The following is a 2,718-nucleotide window of genomic DNA, read 5'->3' as shown; positions in this document are numbered from 1 at the left end:
AACTCTTAATGGTATTTGTAAAGCAATAGAAAATATAAAATCAGAGACAGGAGAATATCCAGAAAGTATAGAAAATATAGATGGCGCAAGATATGTCGATGAAGATTACTCAGATTCTGTCACCAGAAAAATCATATATTTGAAGACATCCAATGGGTATGTGATGTTTCTGCCTTATCAAGGAGGCTGTCATGTGCAGTCCGATCAGGGGTGTCACGTCAAAATCTTGAAATAATTTTTTCTGATAGTATCTATTTCGATGAGCCGTTTGAAGATTTAAAAATTTCATTCAAAAAGATTGCAAAACCCGTCATATTCTGTATAAAACTGTTAAAATAAAATGCTAAAATCGCAGGACAACTACCCGTCAAATGGTAGCGGGCTCAGCGGTGTGATGACGGTGGATTATTATGTGCACGAGAATTTGTTGGGGCATATCACCACCCGCAGCTTCCCGCAGCCTGATCCTATCGGCTTCGATGCCGGGGATGTGAATTGGTATAGGTATGTGGGGAATAATGCGGTGAATTATACGGATCCAAATGGATTTATTAGAATCCCATGGACTAGTTTATTCACACCCAAAAACCCCGCTAAAGATGCTAAGCCTTTTGAAGTATGCAGGTTGGAATATGAGGAGAAACATGAATTATATGGCTGTCCTGAGAAATTCTGTGTTTACAGTTGTTATGAAGTTTTCTATGATTATATAACAGATAGATATCAAAAAACTATAAATATAGATGCAGATAAACCTTGCCCGAAAAACGGTAGGTAAATATATGACTAATAATTGTAAAAAATATCTTTATGGACTTTTTTTAGTAATATTTATAGCTTTATTTTTATTTTCGATTAAATACAAAATCTATATACAACATACTGAAAGCATGTCTCCAACTATTTTTCCTGGGACGTTGTGTCTCATTAAAAAATGCAAAGAGAATCTTAATCGATTTGATATTGTTGCTTATGAATTGAATTATTCAGAAGGAATAGGTTTAGGTAGGATTGTGGGGCTGCCTTGTGAACGAATTAAATTTTTAGAAAGTAAGATAATTATTGATGATAGGGAGTTAGATTTAAAAGAATATAAAAATATCTACAATGAAATAAATAGAAATTATGGAATTAAATATGGCAAAGAAGAATACTATGAGATCAAGAAAGGTGAGTATTTTTTAATTGGCGATAATCACAGAATTTCCTTTGACAGTCGTTATCATGGCGGTATTGATTCTTGTAGAATAATTGGGAAGGTGGTTTTTACATGGTAAATAGAGCTTATATTAATTATCAATAACACCAGCCATAGTAAGAGCTTGAGTTTTAAGAAAAGTTAAAGTGATGAGGATCATGCTAGTTAGAATAACTATCCAATGCGCGTATGATGCGAATAAAGGAGATGATGGATTATCTTATAATAGAGAAAATGGTTTACAACAGAATCACAGGCCGCTTCCTGCAACCCGACCTCATCGGCTTCGATTCCGGGGATATAAACTTGTATCGGTATGTGGGGAATAATGCGGTGAATTATACGGATCCGGAGGGGTTGCGATGGTTTGGCTGGGGGGAGGCATGGGATTATTATAATCAACTGAAAGACCCCGATGACGGAAAGTTTGATGGTGAAAATGAGGATAAACTTGCACATTGCATGGCTCATTGTGAAATAGTAAAGCAACAGCCCTTCAACTTGGGTTACTTGGATTCTTATGTTTTGGATTATGGAAAAGAGGCTCTTGATGCAATCAAAGGACTCTGGGATAGTAATAGTAAATGGAGTAAAGAGGATCAGAAAGCAAATCAGAAAGGCCGCGATTGCGCTAATGATCCGCGCGGGTGTGAATGCTGTTGCAAGGAAAGTGTATCATGAGTTCTGGATGTAAATATTTGACAATAATAGGGCTTGTGTCTTTTGTATCTTTTGTATCTTTTGTGATTTTTTTAATAAATACCATTCAAACATCGATATATTGGTTGGATAAGGTTGGTCCCAAGTTAGAGGATAGTCTTGGATTTAAACATGGATCGCCTTATGTTAATGGGCATGAGATTTTACTCATATCAAAAGTCGTGCCTGGAGGAATAATGGAGCGTGCAGGACTCAGAATTGGAGATGTGCCATACGGTATGGGAATGGATGATTTTTATAAAATGTTATGGGAAGGCAGAGGCAGTATCGTTGAGGTGGAGGTAGTAAATGTTTACGACAATCCATCTCGTCAATCTCGTTCATCAGCTCAAAATAAAAGAGTGTTACGCATACCTGTTCCTCATCTGGGTGAGGAAATCGAGCAGAAAATAAAAGAGTAAAAAAGGGGACGTGGTAGAGAAGTATTTGATTGAAATGAAGATGTGTTGAAACTAACGCCACATATATAAATCATGGGGTTGGTGGACGTGGTTATTTTCGGGAGGGACAAGCTCCGCCTTGTCCCAAATATCGTAGAAAAATCAGAGCCGGCACGGAAGCCAGCCATCCCGTTGCCGGGATCAATCGATCACCCATCTATATGCCTGTAATTATCAAAACCGCTGATAACATTTTCACCAAAAAAGATCTTTACATCTACGACGACATTGGGCAAGTTACCCAAGTGCAATGCGGAACGGTTAACAACGCGAACGCGAGCAAAACCCAAAGCTGGACATACGACCTGGTAGGCAACTGCATTACACACACCTGCTATCTGCAAGAAAGGATCCTCGGCA

The 2,718-nt window shown here is 37.9% G+C and carries 6 protein-coding genes; all 6 read left to right on the top strand.

Going from position 1 to position 2,718, the window contains the following annotated elements:
• Positions 1–235: hypothetical protein (locus NZM04_01800; protein ID MCS7062778.1), on the top strand; the 235-nt coding region annotated here is incomplete at its 5' end.
• A 105-nt stretch (positions 236–340) separates the two neighbouring features.
• Positions 341–778 carry a hypothetical protein gene (locus NZM04_01795; protein ID MCS7062777.1) on the top strand — a complete coding sequence of 146 codons (438 nt, stop codon included), beginning with the start codon at positions 341–343 and terminating at the stop codon, positions 776–778.
• Positions 744–1,277 (top strand): signal peptidase I, encoded by a 534-nt coding sequence (lepB, locus tag NZM04_01790; GenBank protein ID MCS7062776.1) that lies wholly within the window; start codon positions 744–746, stop codon positions 1,275–1,277. Before NZM04_01795 ends, lepB begins: the two co-directional genes overlap by 35 nt.
• A gap of 110 nt (positions 1,278–1,387) precedes the next feature.
• Positions 1,388–1,879 carry a hypothetical protein gene (locus NZM04_01785; GenBank protein ID MCS7062775.1) on the top strand — a complete coding sequence of 164 codons (492 nt, stop codon included), beginning with the start codon at positions 1,388–1,390 and terminating at the stop codon, positions 1,877–1,879.
• A gap of 35 nt (positions 1,880–1,914) precedes the next feature.
• Entirely contained in the window at positions 1,915–2,319 is a 405-nt protein-coding gene (locus NZM04_01780) for a hypothetical protein (GenBank protein MCS7062774.1), read from the top strand.
• Between the two features lie 200 nt (positions 2,320–2,519).
• Positions 2,520–2,718: hypothetical protein (locus tag NZM04_01775; protein ID MCS7062773.1), on the top strand; the 199-nt coding region annotated here is incomplete at its 3' end.

This window comes from Candidatus Methylacidiphilales bacterium (genome assembly GCA_025056655.1).
In the GTDB taxonomy this organism is placed as follows: Bacteria; Verrucomicrobiota; Verrucomicrobiia; order Methylacidiphilales; family JANWVL01; genus JANWVL01.
This window is presented reverse-complemented; position numbering and strand designations above follow the sequence as displayed.